The 20,937-nt window shown below is 69.5% G+C and carries 17 protein-coding genes and 1 pseudogene; 7 read left to right on the forward strand and 11 right to left on the reverse strand.

Features of this window, described 5'->3' with window-relative positions:
• Positions 1–73 precede the first annotated feature (73 nt).
• Together BLV94_RS20515 and BLV94_RS20520 are read left to right on the forward strand one after the other, a co-directional pair.
• Positions 74–796: a heme-binding beta-barrel domain-containing protein gene (locus BLV94_RS20515; protein WP_072943043.1), complete on the forward strand. Its 723-nt coding sequence runs from the start codon at positions 74–76 to the stop codon at positions 794–796.
• 87 nt (positions 797–883) lie between these two features.
• Positions 884–1,993 (forward strand): type IV toxin-antitoxin system AbiEi family antitoxin domain-containing protein, encoded by a 1,110-nt coding sequence (locus BLV94_RS20520; RefSeq protein WP_072943042.1) that lies wholly within the window; start codon positions 884–886, stop codon positions 1,991–1,993.
• Between the two features lie 243 nt (positions 1,994–2,236).
• Here the strand turns inward: BLV94_RS20520 and cydC are convergent, their stop codons facing one another.
• The 5 genes from cydC to BLV94_RS20545 form a co-directional block, all read right to left on the reverse strand.
• Positions 2,237–3,916, reverse strand: coding sequence for a thiol reductant ABC exporter subunit CydC (gene cydC, locus BLV94_RS20525; protein WP_072943040.1), 1,680 nt, complete (start codon positions 3,914–3,916; stop codon positions 2,237–2,239).
• On the reverse strand, positions 3,906–5,606 hold the full coding sequence (cydD, locus tag BLV94_RS20530; RefSeq protein ID WP_072943038.1) for a thiol reductant ABC exporter subunit CydD: 1,701 nt from the start codon (positions 5,604–5,606) through the stop codon (positions 3,906–3,908). The genes cydC and cydD overlap by 11 nt, the downstream gene beginning before the upstream one ends.
• The gene (gene cydB / locus BLV94_RS20535) at positions 5,603–6,640 is read right to left on the reverse strand and encodes a cytochrome d ubiquinol oxidase subunit II (RefSeq protein ID WP_072943036.1); all 1,038 of its coding nucleotides are present in this window, start codon (positions 6,638–6,640) and stop codon (positions 5,603–5,605) included. The genes cydD and cydB overlap by 4 nt, the downstream gene beginning before the upstream one ends.
• An 11-nt stretch (positions 6,641–6,651) precedes the next feature.
• Complete coding sequence (locus BLV94_RS20540; protein WP_072943035.1) at positions 6,652–8,148, reverse strand: cytochrome ubiquinol oxidase subunit I; 1,497 nt, start codon at positions 8,146–8,148, stop codon at positions 6,652–6,654.
• Positions 8,149–8,281: 133 nt separating this feature from the next.
• Positions 8,282–9,154, reverse strand: coding sequence for an aminodeoxychorismate lyase (locus BLV94_RS20545; RefSeq protein WP_072943033.1), 873 nt, complete (start codon positions 9,152–9,154; stop codon positions 8,282–8,284).
• 62 nt (positions 9,155–9,216) lie between these two features.
• Here BLV94_RS20545 and ygfZ point away from each other — a divergent pair, with 62 nt between their 5' ends.
• The 4 genes from ygfZ to BLV94_RS20565 all read left to right on the forward strand — a co-directional run bounded on the left by ygfZ (position 9,217) and on the right by BLV94_RS20565 (position 12,335).
• On the forward strand, positions 9,217–10,338 hold the full coding sequence (gene ygfZ, locus BLV94_RS20550) for a CAF17-like 4Fe-4S cluster assembly/insertion protein YgfZ (protein WP_072943031.1): 1,122 nt from the start codon (positions 9,217–9,219) through the stop codon (positions 10,336–10,338).
• Complete coding sequence (locus tag BLV94_RS20555; RefSeq protein ID WP_072943029.1) at positions 10,335–11,003, forward strand: MOSC domain-containing protein; 669 nt, start codon at positions 10,335–10,337, stop codon at positions 11,001–11,003. The genes ygfZ and BLV94_RS20555 overlap by 4 nt, the downstream gene beginning before the upstream one ends.
• Positions 11,000–11,953 (forward strand): asparaginase, encoded by a 954-nt coding sequence (locus tag BLV94_RS20560; RefSeq protein WP_072943028.1) that lies wholly within the window; start codon positions 11,000–11,002, stop codon positions 11,951–11,953. The genes BLV94_RS20555 and BLV94_RS20560 overlap by 4 nt, the downstream gene beginning before the upstream one ends.
• Before the next feature lie 181 nt (positions 11,954–12,134).
• The gene (locus BLV94_RS20565; RefSeq protein WP_005244376.1) at positions 12,135–12,335 is read left to right on the forward strand and encodes a DUF3073 domain-containing protein; all 201 of its coding nucleotides are present in this window, start codon (positions 12,135–12,137) and stop codon (positions 12,333–12,335) included.
• A gap of 111 nt (positions 12,336–12,446) precedes the next feature.
• On the opposite strand, the gene purM is transcribed toward BLV94_RS20565, so the two are convergent.
• Complete coding sequence (gene purM / locus BLV94_RS20570; RefSeq protein WP_005244377.1) at positions 12,447–13,526, reverse strand: phosphoribosylformylglycinamidine cyclo-ligase; 1,080 nt, start codon at positions 13,524–13,526, stop codon at positions 12,447–12,449.
• 120 nt (positions 13,527–13,646) lie between these two features.
• Positions 13,647–15,230: an amidophosphoribosyltransferase gene (purF, locus tag BLV94_RS20575; RefSeq protein WP_072943026.1), complete on the reverse strand. Its 1,584-nt coding sequence runs from the start codon at positions 15,228–15,230 to the stop codon at positions 13,647–13,649.
• Between the two features lie 260 nt (positions 15,231–15,490).
• Between purF and BLV94_RS52320 the strand changes: the two are divergent.
• Positions 15,491–15,644 (forward strand): annotated as a pseudogene (locus BLV94_RS52320) (class I SAM-dependent methyltransferase); the annotation flags it as partial.
• A 139-nt stretch (positions 15,645–15,783) separates the two neighbouring features.
• Here BLV94_RS52320 and BLV94_RS20585 read toward each other — a convergent pair.
• The 4 genes from BLV94_RS20585 to purL are packed head-to-tail and all read right to left on the reverse strand — an operon-like array spanning position 15,784 to position 20,874.
• A complete protein-coding gene (locus tag BLV94_RS20585; RefSeq protein WP_072943024.1) occupies positions 15,784–16,170 on the reverse strand; it encodes a sterol carrier family protein in 387 nt (128 codons plus the stop codon).
• Positions 16,171–16,174: 4 nt separating this feature from the next.
• Complete coding sequence (locus BLV94_RS20590; protein WP_072943022.1) at positions 16,175–16,819, reverse strand: CPBP family intramembrane glutamic endopeptidase; 645 nt, start codon at positions 16,817–16,819, stop codon at positions 16,175–16,177.
• On the reverse strand, positions 16,816–18,585 hold the full coding sequence (locus tag BLV94_RS20595; RefSeq protein ID WP_072943020.1) for an alpha/beta hydrolase: 1,770 nt from the start codon (positions 18,583–18,585) through the stop codon (positions 16,816–16,818). Before BLV94_RS20595 ends, BLV94_RS20590 begins: the two co-directional genes overlap by 4 nt.
• A 3-nt stretch (positions 18,586–18,588) precedes the next feature.
• Complete coding sequence (purL, locus tag BLV94_RS20600; RefSeq protein ID WP_072943018.1) at positions 18,589–20,874, reverse strand: phosphoribosylformylglycinamidine synthase subunit PurL; 2,286 nt, start codon at positions 20,872–20,874, stop codon at positions 18,589–18,591.
• Between the last annotated feature and the right edge of the window lie 63 nt (positions 20,875–20,937).

The raw sequence follows: 20,937 nt of genomic DNA on the forward strand, positions 1-20,937 counted from the left end.
TTCTTGTCCTTGCCGCCGTGTTGATCACGTGGTTCTCCCTCTACACGATCTACCGCCTGGTCACCGACGAGTCGTGAGTCAAACTCCGGACGCAGGCGCAGATCCGCCTTCCGAGCACCCGACTACGAGCGCGCCCGCTGGGGACTCCCCCACCGTGCGTCGTGGTAGCGGTGACGCAGCCGTCGCGGACGCCATCGAGCGTTCCAAGACGACGGCGTCGCGGAACATCCCGCAGCTTCCGGACCTTCCGCTGCCCGAGGACACCGCGAATCTGCGCCTCGGCCCGGATCTGAACAACGAACTTCTCGCGGTACTGCCGCTCGTGGGCGTCTGGCGCGGTGAAGGGGAAGGCCACGACCCCGCCACCGGCGACTACCGCTTCGGGCAGCAGATCATCGTCTCCCACAACGGGGGCAACTACCTCGAGTGGAGATCCCAGACCTGGGTTCTGGGCACCGACGGCGAGTACGTGCGCCCCGATCTCCACGAGACCGGCTTCTGGCGGATCAGCGGAGACGGCATTCCCGGCAGCACCAACGAGGAAGTCGTCGAACTTCTCCTCGCCCACAGCTCCGGCATCGTCGAACTGTTCTACGGCCGGGCCCTCACCCAGTCGTCGTGGGAACTCGCGACCGACGTCGTGATTCGCAGCACCTCCGGTGTTCTCGTCGGCGGCGCCAAGCGTCTCTACGGCATCGTCGAGGGCGGCGACCTCGCGTACGTCGAGGAACGCATCATCGCGGACGGGGAACTGCGCCCCCACCTCTCCGCGCGGCTGTCCCGCTACGTTGGCTGACGCCCCGTGAGTACTTGTTAACCGCGGGCGGTTAATAAGTACTCACGGCTCGGGTTATCCACAACCTCAGGTTCATCCACAGGCCAGTTGAAATCGGCCCTTCTCGGGCGAATCCTGTCGGCCGGCGTGCGCACCGTCGCGTCCATGACACCTGCGACGATCGACTTCAAGCCCGAATTCCAAACAGTCCTCGACCACCAGCACGGCCTCGTCACGGCCCGGCAACTGCGCGGGCTGGGCATCTCCACCCGGCAGATCCAGCACATGGTGGAGTCCGGCCAATGGTCGGCGGTTCTGCACGGCGTCTACGCCGTCACCAACGGTCCCCTCGATCGGCCGATGATGCTGTGGGCGGCGCTGCTGTTCGGTGGTCCCCGCGCGATTCTCAGCCACCGGACCGCGGCCGAGGAGTGGTCGCTGGTGCGTGTCGATCCCGAGGGTCCGATCCACGTCACCGTGCCCTACGGATTGTCTGCGGAGCACCAGGGGCCGACGTATCGCAAGGTCGGCCGGCGATCCGACCGTCCCGTTCCGCGCGAGGGCGATCTTCTCCACCCGGGGGTCGTGGTGCACCGCTCCCGGGCGCACGCCCACATCCTCGTCCCGACGCTCCTGCCGCGAACGTCCCTGGCCGACACCGTCGTCGATCTGGCCGTCGAGGAGCCGTCGGCGCCGGCGGCCGCGCGGGTCGTCGTGTCGGCGGTCACCGGCACCAGTGTGTCGGTCCACACGCTCCTTCGACGGATCGAGCAGCGTCCGCCGCGCAGATACCGCAGGGCACTGACCGACGCGCTGACATTCGTCTCCAGCGGAGTCCAGTCGATTCTGGAGCACCGGTACGCCGTCGACGTCGAACTCGCCCACGGACTGCCGGCCGCCCGGCGACAGTCGCCTGTGCTCGTCGACGGGAAGACTTTGTACGAGGACGTGGACTACTCGGACAGCGGTGTTCCGCTCCTTGTGCGGCTGGACGGGCTGCGGTACCACTCGTCGCGGTCGGTGGCGCTGCGCGACCGGCGTCGCGGCAACGCGGCGGAACTCGCGGGGAAGGCGGCGCTGGTGTACGGCTGGGAGGAGGTGACGCAACGCTCGTGTGAGGTCGCGGCCGAGGTGCGCACGGTGCTCGAGCGGGGCGGCTGGAGTGGGTCGAACCCGTGCCCGCGCTGCCGTGAGTACTTATTAACGTCGGGCGGTTAACAAGTACTCACGGGCGCGAAGCGCACAACGGCCCCCGAGCCTTCCGGTGCTTGTGCACCGGTCCCGATCTTGGACCAGACCGGGGGCTCGGGGGCCGGGTAGCTGCCTGGGATTCGCTCGCCGCTCGCGCGGTCAGTGAATTCCGTCAGCGGTAGCGGCTAGCTGGCAGCCACCTCACGTGTCCGTCTGTCATTCAATTTCAGACCACCTCCTTCCTCGTGTACACAAGAACGTACGCCGCACTCACGGAGTCGGCAACGCATTTTCGCTCTCAGCTTTCTCCACCCGTATCACCAGGTCAGCGCTGGTATCCTGCGGAAGCTGGTGGGTGACCACCACGACCGTGCGCTGCGCAGACACCAATCCGCCGTCGCGTGCGAGCAGTCTCCGCAGCAGGTCGGCGCCCGCGTCGGCGTCGAGGTGTTCGGTCGGTTCGTCCAGCAACAGCACCCGGTCGGGCGACAGCAACGCCCTGGCGAGGAGCAGCCGGCGACGCTGCCCGCCGGACACCGCTCTGGCACCGCCGGCGAGGGTCGTGTGCACTCCCTCTGGAAGCCCCGCCACCCATCCCCCGAGCCCGACGGACTCCAGGACGGTCACCGCCGCCTCGGCATCCAGGTCGCCGCGCGCGACGCGCAGATTCTCGAGCACCGACGTATCGAAGAGGTGCGCGTCCTCCGCGAAGAACCCGACGTTCCGGCGCACCGCCTCGGACTTGATTTGGTGGAGGTCGACGCCGTCGACCCGGACCGTCCCCGAGACGGGTGGCAGCAACCCGGCGAGAGTCATCAGGGTGGTCGTCTTCCCCGACCCGCTGCCCCCGACGATCGCGACCCGGGCACCCGGCCGCAGGTCGAGGTCGAGCGGGGCGGTGATCTGCCCGCCGGGCCAGCCGCACCGCAGGTCCTTCGCGACCACTTCCGCCGGTCCGTCGAGGTCCCGGTCTCCGGGGTGCGGATCCGCGACTGCGGCGTCGAGCACGGCGAGGATGCGGCGGGACGCGATGCGGGCGCGGGTCAGCGCGACCGCTGCGGCGGGCAGTGCCGCGGTGGCCTCGAACGCGGACAGCGGCAGAAGCACGAGGATGCCCATCGCCATCGGGCGCATGGTCCCCGACGAGTACAGGTCCATGCCGATGAGCAGCGACGCGATCACGCTCACCCCCACTGCCAGCGGTGTGGCGGCGTCCGCGAACGCGCTGGGTGCGGCGGCGCGGTCGGTGGCCGAGACCGCGGCGTGCTCGGCATCGACGGCCCGCGACACGGCGCGGTCGAGGCGACCCGCGACGCGCAGTTCCGCGGCGTGATCGAGGGCTGTGACGGCGTCCGCGCTGAACCGGGCGCGCGCCTGCGCTCCGGACGTCTCGGCGAGGCGGGCGGCCCGCGCGGACAACCAGGGCGCCGCGACCCCCGACACCGCGAGCGCCACTGCGAGCACGAGCGCCGCGGCCGGCGAGATCACCGCGAGGATGCCGACGGCGGCCACGGCCAGGACGACGGCCACGGCGATCGGAACGAGCGCGCGGACCACGACGTCACCGAGGGTGTCGACGTCGGCACCGGTGCGCGCGAGGAGTTCGCCACGGCGCAGTCCGGCCGCGGCCGCGGGGTTACCGTCGGCGAGCCGCTGGTACAGCCGGGTGCGGGCGGACGTGGTGCCACGCAGGGCGGTGTCGTGGGTGGCCAGCCGCTCGAGGTAGCGGAAGACGCCGCGGGAGATGCCCAGGGCCCGCACCGCCACGACGGCCACGCTGAGGTCCAGGACGGGCGGCATCTGCCATGCCCTCGTGATCAACCAGGCCGACAGCGCCGCCAGCGCGAGGGCACTGCCCAGGGTGGCGACTCCGGCGGCGACGGCCCGCGCCACCCGTCCCGGTTTCAGGTCGAGAAGCGGCAGCGCCCGGAGCAGCGGGTCACGCGACATCGGCGCTCACCTCGATCACCCGGTCGGCGGCCGCGAGCACGGTCGGCCGGTGCCCCACCACCACGACCGTCCGGCCGGCGGCGGCCAGGCCGCGCAGGGAATCGAGCACGGTCCGCTCCGATGCGTCGTCGAGGTGTGCGGTGGGTTCGTCGAGCACCAGGACCGGACGCCGGGTGGCCAGCACCCGGGTCAGCGCGAGCCGCTGCCGCTGTCCGAGCGACAGTCCCGTTCCCCCGGATCCGACGCGCGTGTTCCAGCCGTCGGGGAGTTCGGCGAGGACCTGATCGAAACCCGTAGCCGTGCAGGCCTGTTCGAGGTCGACGACGTCGCCGATGAGCCGGAGGTTCTCGTCCAGGGTGCCGGGAACGAGGACGGGGTGCTGCGGCAGCCACGCCACCTGCGCCCACCACGCGGACCGGTCGAGCGAACTCACGGGGACACCCGCCACCCGCACCTGTCCGCCCTCGGGTGCGACGAGGCCGAGGAGTGCATGCACCGCAGTCGATTTCCCGGCGCCGTTGGGTCCGGTCAGCACGGTCACCGCGCCGGGTTCGAGGGTCCCGGACAGTCCGCGCGGCGCCCGGCCGCGGCGCGATGCGACGTCCACGTCGTCGAATTCGAGACGCGCCCCGGTGGCGTCCACCACCCCACCGTCAGAATCGACCGGCTCGTCCGAATCCGGCTCGTCGGCATCGATGACGGCGAAGGCGCTACTCGCGGCGGCCATCCCGTCCTCGGCGGCGTGGAACTGGGTGCCGACCATCCGCAGCGGGAGGTACACCTCGGGGGCGAGGATCAGTGCCACGATCCCCGCCTCGAGTCCCATGCCCCCGTAGACGAGCCGCAGTCCGATGCTCACGGCGACGAGCGCGACGCACAGGGTGGCCAGCAGTTCCAGCACCATCGACGAGAGGAACGCCACCCGCAGCGCCGACATCGTGGTCCGGCGGTGGGCGTCGCCGAGTTCGCGCACCCGCGTCGCGGGCCCCTGTTCGCGGCCCAGCGCGCGGAGTGTGGGCAGTCCGGCGAGGAGGTCGAGCAGTTGGGAGGACAGTGTGGTCATCGCGGTCAGCGTCTTGGCGGCCTTGCCCCTGGTGAGCAGGCCGATGAGGATCATGAAGACCGGGATGAGCGGCAGAGTCACGAAGATGATGGCCGCCGACGTCAGATCCTGGAATGCGATGACCGCCAACGTCGCCGGCGTGAGCGTTCCCGCGAGGACCAGGGCGGGGAGGTACCCGGTGAGGTACGGCACGAGTCCGTCGATGCCGCGGGTGAGCACGGTCGCGATCTCGTCCCGCCGCGGATCGAGTGCGCGCGGCCGCAGGCGTGTGGCGACGCCGAGCACCTCGCCCTTCAGTTCCGCCACGACCCGCGTGGCGGACCGGTGCGCGAACCGGGACTGGATCCAGGTGCCGAGGACGCGGATCCCCACCGCGGCCGCGAGGACCGTCAGTTCGGTGGACCACCGCCCGAGGTCGGTGGCGTCGTCGACGATGACGCCACCGAGCACACGGCCGATCATGAGCGCCGACACGATGACCATCGCGACGTTGACGATCGACAGCCCGACCGTGAGGACGAGATACCCGCGGGCCGCCGCGGAGTACCGCCACAGGCGGGGATCGACGGGGCGCCGGGAACCTCGCTCCCCGGCGGGGCGGGGTGCGTCGCCGACCGCTGTGCTCATCTGCGCTCGAGCGGGAGACCGATCGACGGCGGGATGTGCTTGGTCGAGATCCGTTGACGGAACACCCAGTACGTCCAGCCCTGGTAGATCAGCACCACCGGGGTGAGGAACGCGGCGGCCCACGTCATCACCTTCAGCGTGTACGGACTCGACGACGCGTTGTCGATGGTGAGGCTGTACGCGGCGTCCAGTGTGGACGGCATGACGTTGGGGAACAGCGAGCCGAACAGCAGGGCCACGGTGGCGATCACCGCGATCGACGTGAGCGCGAACGCCCAGCCCTCACGTTCGGCGCGGGTGAGCGCGACCACGCCCAGGAGTGCGGCGGCGGCGATCGCGACGAGGATCCACGTCCAGCCCTTGCCGTGCGCCAACTGCGTCCACAGCACGAACGCGCCTGCCACCGGAACGGCCGGGATTGCCAGCCGCGACGCCAGTTCGACGGCGTCCGTGCGGACCTCGTCGGCCGTCTTCAGGGCGAGGAACACCGCGCCGTGCAGGGCGAACACGAGCGCGGTCGTCAGACCGCCCAGCAGCGCATACGGATTGAGCAGATCGAAGAGGGTGGAGGTGACCTGCTTGTCGGCGTCGATGTCGACGCCGCGCACGATGTTCGCGAACGCGACACCCCACAGCACCGCAGGCACCCAGGATCCGAAGACGATGCCCCAGTCGCACCGTCGGCGCCAGGTGTCGTCGTCGATCTTGCCGCGGTACTCGATGGCGCAGATCCGGACGATCAGCGCGACGAGGATGATCAGCAGCGGCAGATAGAAACCGGAGAACAAGGTGGCGTACCACTCGGGAAACGCCGCGAACAACGCGCCGCCGCCGGTGATCAGCCACACCTCGTTGCCGTCCCACACGGGGCCGATCGTGTTGAGCACCACCCGCCGTCGGGTGTCCCCGTTCGGGTCCTTGCGCCTGCCGAGCACCGGCATCAGCATGCCGACACCGAAATCGAATCCCTCGAGGACGAAGTACCCGATGAAGAGCACCGCGATCAGGATGAACCACACTTCTTGAAGTCCCATGACCGTCTCCCCTAGTACGCGAACGAGAGTTGCTCGGGCCGGCCCGGTTCTTCGGGCTCGTCGTGGTCGTCACCCGGTGGATGCGCGTCGTGTTCGAGCGGTCCCTCCACCGTGTATCGGCGGATCAGCGTGAACCACACGACCGCCAGCGACCCGTAGACCACGGTGAACGTGATGAGCGAGACCCAGACGGTCCACGGGGAGTGATTCGAGACGCCCTGGTCGACAGTCAGTCTGATCATGTCGACCCCGGTCGGGTTGGGTGCCACGACCCACGGTTGGCGGCCCATCTCGGTGAACACCCAGCCCGCGCTGTTGCCGAGGAACGGCGTCGGGATGACCGCGATCGACAGCCAGCCGAACCACTTCTTGTCCGGGACGCGGCCGCCGCGGGTCATCCACAGGCCGACGACGGCAAGCAGCGCCGACCCGGCCGCCCAGCCGATCATTGCGCGGAACGTCCAGTAGGTGACGAACAGGTTGGGCTTGTAGTTGCCCGGCCCGTACATCTCCTCGTAGCGGGCCTGGATCTCGGTGACGCCCTCGACGGTGGAGTCGAAGCTGCCGTCCGCGAGGAACGAGGTGAGCCCGGGGATCTTGATGAGCTGGGTGATGCTGTCGCAGTTGTTCTGGGTGCCGACGGTGAGGATCGAGAAGTCGGCGCCGGTTTCGGTGTGGCACAGCGATTCGGCCGACGCCATCTTCATGGGTTGCTGTTCGAACATCAGCTTGCCCTGGATGTCGCCGGTGATCGCGAGTCCGACACCCGCGGCGACCATCACCCACAGCGCGAGGATCGTGACCGGACGGAACATCGTCCTGGCGGTCTCCTCGTGCTTCTTCGCGACCTCCGGTTCGGTGGCTTCCTTCGACCTGCGCATGCTGCGCACCATCCACCAGCCGCCGACGCCTGCCACGAACGTGCCCGCCGTGAGGAATGCTCCGGCGACGACGTGAGGGAAGGCCGCGAGGGCGGTGTTGTTGGTGAGCAGTTCCCAGATGCTGGTGAGTTCCGCGCGCCCGGTCTCGGGGTTGTAGACGGCCCCCACCGGGTGCTGCATGAACGAGTTCGCGGTGATGATGAAGTACGCGGACGCGTTGACACCGATCGCGACGAGCCAGATGGTGGCCAGGTGGACGAGCTTGGGCAGCCTGCCCCAGCCGAAGATCCAGAGTCCGAGGAACGTCGACTCGAGGAAGAACGCCACCAGTCCCTCGAGGGCGAGGGGCGCGCCGAACACGTCGCCGACGAAGCGTGAGTACTCGCTCCAGTTCATGCCGAACTGGAACTCCTGCACGATGCCGGTGGCGACGCCGAGCGCGAAGTTGATCAGGAAGAGTTTCCCGAAGAACTTGGTGAGCCGATACCAGTGGTCCTTTCCGGTGACCACCCACATCGTCTGCATGACGGCGATCAGCGGGGCGAGCCCGATCGTCAGCGGTACGAGGATGAAGTGATAGACGGTGGTTATGCCGAACTGCCACCGGGAGACATCCAAGGCATCCATGGCTACTCCGAAACTGGGCCCGTAGGACAGGCTTCAGGGCCGGAGCGTGGGCTTCCGCCCGACCCTTGAAAACAACGTACTGCGGGGTCGTTTCCCCCGCAGGACTTTGCTACTACGAAATGTAGTAGACCTGTCAAGCCTCCGCGGACTCGGCACCCGACGTCTCGACCGCGAGGTCGACCAGCTCCACGATCTCGTCGGCGAGGGGCGCGTCCGGCAGGGCGAGGCCGTCGATCTTGCGCACCCGCGCGGCCATGGTGATGCTGGAGATGAGCCAAACACCTTCCGCCGTAATGAGATCCGCCGGGCGCAGTGCGGCGTACTCGCAGCGGAACCCCTTGCCGGACGCCACCTCGTAGAGGGCCTGCTGCGTGGTGCCCGGCAGAATTCCGTGCTCCGGCGGCGGCGTGAGGAGCGTCTTCTCGCGGGCGATGACCACCGTGGAACGTGGCCCTTCCAACACATTGCCCTCACTACTGACGAAGATCACATCGTCGGCCCCGAACGTGGCCGCGTACCGCAGGGCGGCCATGTTCGTGGCATACGACAAGGTCTTCGCCCCGAGCAGCTGCCACGGCGCGCTCGCCGACAGATCCACCGAATAGCCCCGGGCCAGTGTGAGCACCGACACCCCGTCGCGGCGCGCGTCCAGGATCCGATCGGAGACCGGCCCGACGGTGACGAATGCAGTCGCGTCGCCACCGGACTCCCGGCCGCGGCTGAGCACGAGGCGCATCGCGCCCTCCCGCTCGGACCCCCACTCCTCGACGGCCAACTCCAGCGCCAGCCGCCAGTCGTCCAGGTCCTGCACCGGCAGACCGAGGGCCCGCGCCGACGCGACCAGTCGAGTGAGGTGCGGCTCCACCTTCAGTGCGCGACCGCCGCGCACCAACAGCGTCTCGAAGACACCGTCGCCGCGCACCACCGCCAGATCGTCCGCGTGCAGCAGCGGGGCATCCGCGTCGCGCACCTCGTGGTCCAGCGTCACCAGCACTCGATCAGACATGAGACCCAGCCTATCGACCCTGCTGACCGCCACCCGAGGTCCATGGTCCCTAGACTGGGTCCGTGGTCGACAAACTGCCCGTCTCACCCAGTCCACTCGTCACGGCCCCGGGCGCGGTCCCTGCGCCCGAAGGCTCCCCCGACGCCGGCGTCGCCTGGCACCACGGCGATCCGCTCGGCGAACAACGCAGCGCCGAGCGTTCCGCGGTGGTCGTCGACCGCTCCCACCGGTTCGTCATCGCGATCAGCGGACCCGAACGACTCACCTGGCTGCACACCATCTCCAGCCAGCACGTCGCCGCACTCCCCGACGGCTCGAGCGCCGAGAACCTCAGCCTCGACGTCAACGGCCGCGTCGAACACCACTTCGTCCAGACCGACCTCGACGGCGTCACCTGGATCGACACCGAAGCCGACCGCGGATCCGACCTTCTCTCGTTCCTCACCAAGATGGTGTTCTGGTCCAAGGCCGAGCCCCGCGACGGCAACGAACTCGCCGTCCTCAGTGTGATCGGCCCCGACGCCGCGGCGGTCCTCGACGCCGCCGGGGTCGCCGTGCCCGCCGAGCCGTACGCCGCGGCCGTGGTGGCCGGGGGCGGTTTCGTCCGCCGCATGCCGTGGCCGACCGCCGACTCCTTCGACCTGCTGGTCCCGCGGGAAGGACTCGCGACGTGGTGGGGCCGGCTCACCGCCGCCGGCGCCGCCCCCGCCGGAACGTGGGCGTTCGAGGCCCTCCGGGTGGCCGCCGTGCGTCCGCGGATCGGGCTCGACACCGACGACCGCACCATCCCGCACGAGGTCCGCTGGATCGGCGGTCCCGCCGAGCACGGCGCCGTCCACCTCGAGAAGGGCTGCTACCGCGGTCAGGAGACGGTCGCCCGCGTCCACAACCTCGGCAAGCCGCCGCGACACCTGGTCCTGCTGCACCTCGACGGCAGCGCCGAGGGCAGGCCGGAACCCGGTGACCCGGTGACGGCGGGCGGCCGCGCGGTCGGACGGATCGGCACGGTGATCGACCATCACGAACTCGGCCCCATCGCGCTGGCCCTCGTCAAACGGTCCATCCCCACCGACACCGAATTGGTGGTCGGCTCCTGCGCCGCGTCCATCGACCCCGACTCGGTGCCCGCGGACGACGCGGTCCAGGCCGGCCGCGCCGCCGTCGACCGGCTCCGGGGCCGATGAGCGGGGCCACCGCGGCGGCCGGCGAGGTGCTGGCCGTCTGCGTGCTGCACACCGAACGCGACAGCGGCACCCGGCGGGTGACCCGCACGGCGATCGACAAGCGGCCCGTCGACGGCCCGGTGTCCGTCACGACCGCCGGACTGGCCGGCGACCGCGTCTGCGACACCGAATACCACGGCGGGCCGTTCAAGGCCGTCTACGCGTACCAGGAGGACGAGGCGCAGCGCTGGGCGACGGAACTCGGCCGCGCACTGCCCCCGGGATGGTTCGGCGAGAACCTCCGCCTGGACGGCATCGCCGCGAGCGACGCCGTGATCGGCGAGCGCTGGCGGATCGGCACCACCGAACTGGAGGTGGCAGGCCCGCGGACGCCGTGCGGCACGTTCGGCGTGTGGGCCGCCGAGCCGAGGTGGGTCAAGCGGTTCTCCGAACGCGGCGACACGGGTGCGTACCTGCGGGTGGTGACCGAGGGGTCGATAACCGCTGGCGACGCCGTCCACCGCATCCACGTGCCCGGGCACGGCGTCACCGTGCGCGATCTGTTCACCGGCCGCGACCCGGAACGGTTCGTGGCGCTGCTCGAACAGCAGGAGAACCTCGCTCCGACCGTCGCGGACAAGGCCCGCCGGCGGATCGCCGGACTGGAAGTGCAGGTCACGTATTGAGCATCGAACTGGTCGAGGTCGTCCGCTCCGGATTCCGTGAGTGCGTCCACCGTGGTTCCGCGGTGATCCTCAGCGCGGACGGCGAGATCGCGCTCGCCCTCGGCGAGGTGCACACACCGATCTATCCGCGATCGTCGAACAAGCCGTGGCAGGCCGTGACGATGCTGCGGAACGGCTTCGAACCGACCAGTTCGGAAGAGCTCGCGATCGCGACCGCATCCCACGAGGGCGAGTCGGACCACGTCGAACTCGTCGAGCGGCTTCTCGCCCGGTACGGCCTCGACGAGGATCAGCTCCGCTGCCCCGCGGATCTGCCCTCCAACGAGCTCGCGCGGGCCGAATTGCTGGCCGCCGGGGAGCTCCCCCGCCCGGTGTACATGAATTGCTCCGGCAAGCACGCGGCGATGCTCGCGACGTGCCTGGCCAACGACTGGCCGCTGGACAGTTACCTGGAGCCGACGCATCCCCTGCAACTCGCGGTCGTCGAGACGCTCGGCTCGATCAGCGGCGACGTCGACGCCGAACTCGGCATCGACGGATGCGGGCTGCCGATCGTCCCGCTGTCGCTGACGCATCTGGCGCGGGCGTTCGCGCGGCTCGTCACCGCCGAGCCCGGCTCCCCCGAGCTCGCCGTCGCCGACGCCGTCCGCGAGCACCCGTATCTCGTCTCGGGTACCGGCAAGGACGACGCGCGCCTGATGCCGGTCGTTCCCGGGCTGATGACGAAGGCCGGCGCCGACGGGGTCTACGCGGGCGCGCTCCCCGACGGCTCGGCGTTCGCGCTGAAGATCGACGACGGTCACGAACGGGCCCGGTTGCCCCTCGCCGCAGCGCTTCTCCACCGGATGGGCGCCGAATGGACCGAGGACCTGGCCGCCCTCGCATCGCAGCCCGTGCTCGGCGGCGGCGTCCGGGTGGGGACGGTCCGGGCAATTCCGGGAGTCTTCTGAAGTCGAAATGCCCGCATCGGGGCAGCTCGCGACCTCGATGAGACTAAACAGACACCGGTTCGGGGTGTGGATGGAAGCGCGAGGGACTTTTCCACGCTAGAGTGTGGGGCAGGAACTTACACACTCAAACGGGGCCGCCAAATTCCCCAGGCCGCCCCGCGAAAGCGCGAGGGGGTCAGCCATGGGCCGCGGCCGGGCTAAGGCAAAGCAGACCAAGGTTGCACGCGAGCTGAAGTACAGCGTACCGACCACGGATTTTGACAGCCTGCAAAGAGAGCTCTCAGGTGGGTCGTCCAACTCGCATCGGGACGAGGTCTTCGCTGACCAGCGTGCCGACAGGGAGGGTCACTCCCGGGAGGACGACGACGACTGGCGGCGCTGAGATCTGAAGACACAGAAATGAGGGGGAGCCGGTACCGGCTCCCCCTCATTTCCACATCTTCAGCCGGTCGGGGCCACTAGCTCGCCCCGTTCCGACAGACGGCACCCGACCCTAGAACCTCGGGTGGTCGCCGGCGAGAATCGCGCGCTCGGCGGACACGTCGTGCGACTTCTTGATGCTGCCCAGCGTCCAGCAGTCGATGTGCCGCGCCGTCAGGACGGCCAGCGCACGATCGACGTCCTCGGGCGCCACGATCGCGACCATGCCGACGCCCATGTTGAACGTCTGCTCCATCTCGGCCCGCTCCACGCGTCCGCGCTGCGCGATCATCGCGAAGATCGGAGCGGGGCTCCAGGTGCCGCGGTCGAGTTCGGCAACCAGACCCTTCGGCATGACCCGCGCGAGGTTGTTGGCCAGTCCACCACCGGTGACGTGGCAGAACGTGCGCACGTCGGTCTCGGCGGCGAGCGCCAGGCAGTCCTTGGCGTAGATCTTCGTGGGCTCGAGCATCTCCTCGCCCAGCGTGCGGCCGAACTCGTCGACGTGCGCCGTCAGGCTCATGTGATCGATCTCGAGCAGCACCTTACGGGCCAGCGAGTAACCGTTGGAATGCAGTCCGGACGAACCCATCGCGATCACGACGTCGCCGGGACGGACCCGGTCGGGGCCCAGCACCTGATCGGCCTCGACCACACCGACACCGGTCGCGGACAGGTCGTAGTCGCCGTCCGCCATCACACCGGGATGCTCGGCCGTCTCGCCACCGAGCAGCGCGCAACCGGCCTGGATGCAGCCTTCGGCGATGCCGCTGACGAGTTCCGCGACCCGCTCCGGGACGACGCGCCCGACGGCGATGTAGTCCTGCAGGAACAGCGGCTCGGCGCCGCAGACGACGAGGTCGTCGACGACCATCGCGACCAGGTCGAGACCCACGGTGTCGTGCTTGTCGAGCGCCTGGGCGACGGCGAGCTTGGTGCCCACACCGTCCGTGGACGCCGCGAGCAGCGGCTCCTTGTAGTCACCCTTGAGCGAGAACAGTCCCGCGAATCCACCGAGACCACCGAGAACCTCGGGACGGCTGGCGCGCTTGGCCAAGGGAGCGAAGAGTTCCACCGCCCGATCGCCTGCGGCGATGTCCACTCCTGCGGCGGCGTAGGACGCGCCAGGGCGACTTGTCGGATCCTCGGTCATGTGGTTGTTACTCCAGCCTTCTGTTGCTCGTCAAAATCGTGTCGGTCGGGCAATCGAGTGCTGTGATTGCGTCCTTACGGTACCGGAGTACGTTCTCCGGCCGGCTCCCGATGTACCGGCCTACGGCCGACTGAGGGCGTTCGCGTTGTCGTTCTCCCGCGTCGCGGGACCGCCTGCCGCGCTCTCGAGCATTCCCTCGAGAACGTTCTTTCCGATCGACGTCTCCGTGGGGAGCGCGATGGGGTACGTGCCATCGAAGCAGGCCGCGCACAGTCGCGACGCCGGCTGCTCGGTGGCCGCGATCATGCCTTCGGTGGAGATGTAACCGAGGGTGTCGGCGCCGATGGAGCGGCGCACCCCTTCGAGCATCTCGTCGAAGCTGCCGGGCTCGCCGCCGCCACCCGCACCGTTGGCGATCAACTCGGCCGGGGAGGCGAAGTCGATGCCGTAGAAGCAGGGCCACTTGACCGGCGGCGACGCGATCCGGACGTGGATCTCCAGGGCGCCTGCCTCGCGGAGCATCCGGATGAGCGCGCGCTGGGTGTTGCCGCGGACGATCGAATCGTCCACCACCACGAGGCGCTTACCGCGGATGACTTCCTTCAGCGGGTTGAGTTTGAGGCGGATACCGAGCTGGCGGATCGTCTGCGAGGGCTGGATGAAGGTGCGGCCCACGTAGGCGTTCTTCATCAGACCCTGGCCGTACGGAATGCCCGACCCCTGCGCGTACCCGACCGCGGCGGGAGTGCCCGATTCGGGGACCGGGATGACGAGGTCGCCCTCGGCGGGGTGCTCGGTGGCGAGGCGACGACCGATCTCGACGCGGGTCGAGTGCACCGAACGTCCGCCGATGACACTGTCCGGACGAGCCAGGTACACGTACTCGAACACGCAGCCCTTGGGCTCGGGGTTCGCGAAGCGGGAGGAGCGGACGCCGTCCGCGTCGATGGCGAGGAGTTCGCCTGGCTCGATGTCGCGGACGAACGACGCGCCGACGATGTCGAGTGCGGCCGTCTCACTGGCCACCACCCAGCCGCGGTCCAGTCGTCCGAGGCACAGGGGGCGGATGCCGTGCGGGTCACGCGCCGCGTAGAGCGTGTGCTCGTCCATGAACGTGAGGCAGAACGCGCCGCGCAGCGTCGGCAGCAGCGTCATGGCCGCCTGCTCGATGGTGCTGTCCGCGGCGGCGTGCGCGAGGAGGGCGCCGACCACGTCCGAGTCGGACGTGGCGCCGCCGGGGCGCTTGTCGTTGACGAGGCCCGCCGCACGGGCGCGCTGCGCCAGTTCCGCCGTGTTGACGAGGTTGCCGTTGTGGCCGAGGGCGATGCCGCTGCCCGCCGCGGTGGTGCGGAAGATCGGTTGCGCGTTCTCCCACGTGGTCGAGCCCGTGGTGGAGTAGCGACAGTGACCGACGGCGACGTGGCCCGGCATCGCTGCCAGAGTCTGCTCGTCGAACACCTGGCTGACCAACCCGAGGTCCTTGAAGACCAGCACCTGCGAACCGTCGGCGACGGCGATGCCCGCCGCTTCCTGACCACGGTGCTGCAGAGCATAAAGCCCGTAGTAGGTGAGTTTCGCCACATCCTCTCCCGGCGCCCAGACGCCGAAGACTCCGCATTCTTCGCGGGGCTCGTTCTCGTCCTCGTCGGACGGGTTCGAAGAGAGAAGATTAGGACTGTGGACCGACAGATCGGCTCTGGTCACCGGGGTGCTCCCTGGGGATGGGCGTGTGAGGGGCAAGGTCAGTCTACGTGCCCCGCGCCGCCGCTTCTCCCACGGTGCCGATCGAACCGGCCCGACTCCCGGACGACGGGACGAAAATAGATTGGTTTCGGTATCGATCAGCATCCTCGAACCACAGAGCGGGGGCTGTTCCGATGAACGTCCGCAGCACGGCTCCGACCGCCGCAGAACGTCTGCTGAGCGGCTTCGAAGGTGCGATGGGCATCCCCCTTCCCGTACACGTCTGCCGCAAGCTCGGACTCCAGTCGGGCATGCGACTGCTGGGGCGTGGGCTGCGGGTGGGGTTCGATGGCGATCCACGCCGCCGAGAAGTACGACGTGTCCGTCGTCGGGATCACCCTCAGCCACGAACAGGCCGAATGGGCGCGGGCCCGCACCTGGTTGCTGTATCTCGCGGCCAGCGCCCTGGGGTTCGAGGAGAAGGGTCGCCTGACGATCCATCAGGTCCTCGCCGTGCGCGTCCGACACCGGATCGAGCGGCCGGCCGCGCACCCTGGCGCTGTGGCTGGGGTTACTACACGCGCAGCAGCGGCAGCCAGTGGGCGATCTCCCCTGCACGACTCCCCGACACCGACACCTCGCCGCCGGACGTCGCGCCGTCGAAATCCAGCAGTCCCGTCACCAGCAGCAGCCACGTCCGCGGATCGGTCTCCACGACGTTGGGCGGGGTGCCGCGGGTGTGCCGGGGACCCTCGATGCACTGGACCGCGACGAACGGGGGAACCCGCACCTCCACGCTCGACCCGGGTGCCACCTGCTCGAGCGTCCGTGCGCTGAGCCGGACCGCCGCGGCCAGCTGGGTGCGGGACGGCTTCTCCTCGGTGTCGCCGCGCAGCCACGGACCGACCTCGAGTACGGCGGCCCTCAGTTCGGCGGGATCTACGGCTCGACGCGACGGCATGGGCTCAATCTACTGTGCGGGCCCGCACGGCTTCGGCGGCCACCACCCCGCCGACGTTGACCGAAAGATGCAGCAGTGCAGGGGCTACGACGCTGCCGCTGCACCGTCGCAACCACTCGAACAGCACGGCAGAGGAACCGGTGAGCAGCACGCTCGCGGCGATCGGGTCACCGGCGATCCGGGCCGCGCGCACGTGCCACAGCCCGAACGTCACGGCGTGCAGGGCGTACGCCGTGGTGGGTGTCCAGCCCCGGCGCAGCATCGCGGACAGGACGCCGCGGAACAGCAGTTCCTCGTGCGCGACGGTCCCCACCGGGATCCGGAACCCCACCCAGCCGGCGACATCGGTGGCGCGGTCGCCGGTCGGAACCCGCCTGCGCGCGGCGGGCACGCTCAGCGCGATCGCGTATCCGGCGAGCGGGATCACCGACGCCACGGCGCCGTACCGCAGCCCGGACCGGAGCGCCGACTCGGACAGCCCGAGTTCGTCGACGCCGTACCCTGCGGTGCGGGCGACTCCCACCACCGACAGTCCGAGCGCGCCGCCCGCGACGGCCCGCCCGTACGGGCCGAGCCCCGAACCGGGCAGCACCACGTTGTTCCACAGCACGGCCGCCGCCGCACCGGCCACGGAGGCGAGCCTGGTCACTTCTCCGGACCCTCTGTCCCGGCGAGGGATTCGAGGGTGGACCGGACACGTTCGGTGTCGGCGGGCGTCCACCCCTCGGGCTGCGCGACGGTGATCCAGCCGTCGAGGACGAGGGTTCCGTAATTGTGGCCGTGCCCGTCGGGCACCCCGGCGGCGTTCGTGAGGTCGGCGGACACCTGCCAGAACGTCACGAACGGAAACCATTTCATCGACGGCGAGCGATCGTCGCCCGGCGGTTCCTTCAACCAGTCGGGCCGGGTGAACGCGAGGTCGGGCGACCACCACACGACGGGATCGGACGGATGCTGGACGTACAGGATGCGCGGCGACAACCACTCCCCCGGGTCTTCGACCATGTCGGCGGAGTCGTCGGCGAACCGCACCACCAGACCCGCCGAGTACTCGGGGTCGACCTCGGGAGTGCCCGGGTCGCGGCGCTGAACCAGCTGCCCCCACAGCCGGTTCGAGTTGGGCGGCCCGACCCACAGCACACCGTCGACGGTCTGCCGGATGTCGCTCAGCGTGTCGAAGGCGCCCTCCCCTGCCTGGGTGCCGAGACTTTCGCCGTAGACGAGCAGCTTGGGGCGGGTCGCCTCGGGTTCCTGCAACCACCGTTCGTGCACCCGGTCGATCAGCATCTTTCCCGCCTCGGCGGCCTTCTCCCGGTCGGCGAGGAACGAGATCCAGCTCGGCAGGAACGAGTACTGGCCGGCGACCAGCGCCGTGTCGCCGTTGTGGACCAACTCGATCGCCTGCGCCGCAGTCGGATTGACCCAGCCCGTACCGGTGGTGGGGATGACGACGAGGACCTTGCGCGCGAACGCGCCGGTCCGCTCGAGTTCGTCGATGACGATGTCCATGCGTTCGTCGGGGTCCTCGGCGGTCTCGAGTCCGGCGTAGACCCGAATCGGATCCTTGGCCGGGGTGCCGTTGGCCGCCGTCAGTTCGTCGGCGTCGAGGCCGCGAGACACGAAGTTCCGGCCCTCGTACCCGAGGGTGTCCCAGGGCGCCAGCGACTCCGGGCTGCCCGACTTCTCGGGATCGAGCGGCTGCTCGACGCCGTCGCGAGTGGTCGAATTCTGCAGGCTGAACGCCGCATTCGTGGCGGCGTAGACGCCGCGCATCAGAACGCCGTCGACGAGCAGGAAGAACAACACCGTCACGATGAGGATGCCGACGGTGGTGGCCGTCGGGATCGCGAGGTGCCACCGCCGGATGAGTCGCGCCGCGATCCACCGCACCAGTTCGCGCAACAGCCGCCACACGGAGATGATCGCGGCACCCACGAGCAGGCTCAGACCGCCCGTGCGGATGTAGCCGGTGGTGGTGGTGCCCTCCGCCCCCATCAGCGCGGCGAGCTCACGCTGCCACGCCGCGGAGTACGCGAGCATCACGAGACTCACCGACACGCACGTCACCGTCACGAGCACGCGCAGGCCGGTGGACCACGGTTCCGGCAGCGGCCACCACGACCGGTGCCGCAGGAAGTAGCGGCGGACCAGCCAGCCGATCGCCGTTCCCACCGTGTAGCCGATCGCGGCGTTGATGCCGCCGATCAGCCCCTGGAACAGCCAGTCGCGGGGCAGCAGCGACGGCGTCAGCGACCAGCAGAAGAACAGCGTCGCGAACGCGATGCCGGTGAAGTCGAGCCGAAGGAAACGCCAGGTCCGGTCGAGTCGGGGACCGTGGAGGAGTGCAGGATCAACCAGCCGCGAGAGTTCCCGCGGCCCCCTGTCAACCCTCTCCAATGCCCCCGATTCGACCATTCATCACCCGAACAATGCCGGCAGAGTTCCCTCGAACGTCGTGCGCAGCTCGGCCAGCGAGACCGAGAACTGGCCCTGGACCTCGACGGAATCGGACCCCTCGTCCACCACACCGATGCGCACCCACGGCAGATTACGGGCCGTGCACATACCGGTAAAGCGAGTTTCCTCGGTGCGCGGGACCGCGACGAGCACGCGGCCCGACGACTCGGAGAACAGGGTGACGAACGGATCGGCGTCGTCGGGAAGCAGGATGCGGCAGCCCGTCTCCCCGGCCAGCGCCGCCTCGACTACGGTCTGCGCGAGACCACCTTCGGACAGGTCGTGCGCCGCCGACACCAGTCCGTCGCGGGACGCCGCGAGGAGGATGTCGGCCAGCAACTGCTCCCGCTCGAGGTCGACCTTCGGCGGCACGCCGCCGAGGTGGCCGTGCTCGACCTGTGACCAGATGGACCCGTCGAACTCGTCGCGGGTGTCGCCGAGCAGGATCAGCGTCTCGCCCGGTTCCAGTCCGAGACCGGTGGGGATGCGACGGTGCACGTCGTCGATGACACCGAGCACGGCCACGACCGGGGTGGGCAGGATCGGGGTCGAGCCGGTCTGGTTGTAGAAGCTGACGTTGCCGCCGGTGACGGGGATGCCGAGCTTCGCGCAGCCGTCCGCCAGACCGCGGACGGCCTGCTGGAACTGCCACATGACGCCCGGATCCTCGGGGGACCCGAAGTTCAGGCAGTTGCTGACGGCCTTGGGGGTGGCGCCGGTGACGGCGACGTTGCGGAACGCCTCCGCGAGTGCCAACTGCGCACCGGTGTACGGGTCCAGCGCGGTGTAGCGGCCGGACGCGTCGGTGGCGAGCGCGATGCCGCGGCCCGTCTTCTCGTCGACGCGGATCACACCGGAGTCGGCGTTCTCGGCCAGGACGGTGTTGCCGCGCACGTAGCGGTCGTACTGCTCGGTGATCCACTTGCGGCTGCACAGCGCCGGGGACGCGAGCATCTTCAGCAGGGTCGCCTTCAGCTCGTCGGCCGACTCCGGGCGCGTCAGGCCGGCGGTGGTGTTGGCGACCAGGGCGTCCTGGCTCGCGGGACGCTGCACGGGGCGCTCGTACACCGGGCCCTCGTGGGCAACGGTGCGCGGCGGCACGTCGACGACGGTCTCGCCGTGCCAGGAGATGGTCAGGCGCTCGCCGTCGGTGACCTCACCGATGACGGTGGCCAGGACGTCCCACTTCTTGCAGACCTCCATGAACGCGTCGACGTTCTCGGGGGTGACGACCGCGCACATGCGTTCCTGCGACTCGCTGGAGAGCACCTCGGCGGCGGTCATGCCGGTGGCCCGCATCGGGACCTGCTCGAGGTTGATGTGCATGCCGCCGTCGCCGGCCGCGGCCAGCTCGGACGTCGCGCAGGACAGCCCGGCGCCGCCGAGGTCCTGGATACCGACCACCAGCTTCGCGGCGTACAGCTCGAGACAGCACTCGATGAGCACCTTCTCGGTGAACGGGTCACCCACCTGCACCGCCGGTAGCTTCTTCCGGCCGGTACCTGATTCGTCGCCGTCGAACGTCTCGGACGCCAGCACGGACACGCCGCCGATGCCGTCGAGGCCGGTCCGCGCACCGAACAGGATGATCTTGTTGCCGGCGCCGGACGCGAACGCCAGGTGCAGGTCCTCGACCCGCATCGTGCCGGCACAGAGGGCGTTGACCAGGGGGTTACCGGCGTACGACTCGTCGAAGACGGTCTCGCCGCCGATGTTGGGGAGGCCCAGCGAGTTGCCGTAGCCGCCGACGCCGCGCACCACACCGTCGACGACGCGGCGGGTGTCGGGGGCGTCCGCCGCACCGAAACGCAGCTGGTCCATCACCGCGATGGGACGGGCGCCCATGGCCATGATGTCGCGGACGATGCCGCCGACGCCGGTGGCCGCGCCCTGGTAGGGCTCCACGTAGGAGGGGTGGTTGTGGCTCTCGACCTTGAACGTGACCGCCCAGCCGTCGCCGATGTCGACGACGCCGGCGTTCTCGCCGATGCCCGCGAGCATCGAGGACCGCATCTCGTCGGTCGTGGTCTCACCGAAGTACCTCAGGTGCACCTTGGACGACTTGTAGGAGCAGTGCTCACTCCACATCACCGAGTACATCGCGAGCTCGGCCTCGGTGGGGCGCCGGCCCAGGATCTCCTTGATGCGGGCGTACTCGTCGTCCTTGAGACCCAGCTCCTTGAAAGGCTGTGCGACGTCGGGGGTCGCGGTGGCGGCGGTGACGGTATCGACCGGGTGTGCTGACACTGGAGGTGGGGTCCCTTCCCTACGGGAGTCAAGAGAGGCAAGCCGGGAGTCACGGTCGGCGCA

This window comes from Rhodococcus koreensis, from assembly GCF_900105905.1.
Taxonomy (GTDB): Bacteria; Actinomycetota; Actinomycetes; order Mycobacteriales; family Mycobacteriaceae; genus Rhodococcus_F; species Rhodococcus_F koreensis.